Source organism: Bartonella sp. OT172YNZD (assembly GCF_042193725.1).
In the GTDB taxonomy this organism is placed as follows: domain Bacteria; phylum Pseudomonadota; class Alphaproteobacteria; order Rhizobiales; family Rhizobiaceae; genus Bartonella; species Bartonella grahamii_A.
On record NZ_JBHILZ010000115.1, the window covers coordinates 1 to 560 of the forward strand.

Here is a 560-nt window from a genome sequence, read left to right on the forward strand (position 1 = left end):
ATGGATTTTTCTAATAGGAAACATTCCCATAAGCGGCATAGCCGCTCCTATGATGGGGTGGAGATAACGGGGTGGGGAGATAAAAGCAATGTTTAGCGCTGTTTCAAAACTGTCTTTTGGTCTGCTTTTTTTTGTCAGTGTGATGTTGGCGGCTTTTGGCTTTATGAAAGCGCAAATTTTAAAAGCGGAAAAGGCGCGTGATTTGTATTGGCAGTTGGAGATTGCCAAGGCTTCCGAAAAAGCACAGCTTGATCTGGAGCGACAAAGGCAAGCTGCGTTGGAAGCTGAGCATCGAGCGCAAGGGGTGATTTCGGCTTTGGAACAAAAGCTTATCAAAATGGAGGAAGTCAATGGGAAGTTGCCGGTTACTGGCGATGGCATTGGGCTTGAGCGTGTGCGCTTGCTCAACACACAAGCCGGTGGGTAGCCTTTCTTATCATTTTTTATCGGTTGAATTGCCGCCTGTTGTTCGCATGGCGTGTTCCCGCCCAGCTTTATTGCCAGAGCGTGCTTTGAATGCGCGCGAAGTGGTGCACTATTGGGGGCGTGATCGTGCTGCT

At 48.9% G+C, this 560-nt stretch carries 1 protein-coding gene; it reads left to right on the forward strand.

The window, feature by feature from the left end:
- The first annotated feature begins 88 nt into the window (after positions 1-88).
- Complete coding sequence (locus ACFIJS_RS09395) at positions 89-427, forward strand: hypothetical protein (RefSeq protein WP_375651351.1); 339 nt, start codon at positions 89-91, stop codon at positions 425-427.
- Positions 428-560: the final 133 nt, after the last annotated feature.

Coding starts and splice junctions, on each gene's coding strand:
- ACFIJS_RS09395 (WP_375651351.1), top strand. CDS start 89: ATGTTTAGCGCTGTTTCAAAACTGTCTTTTGGTCTGCTTTTTTTTGTC.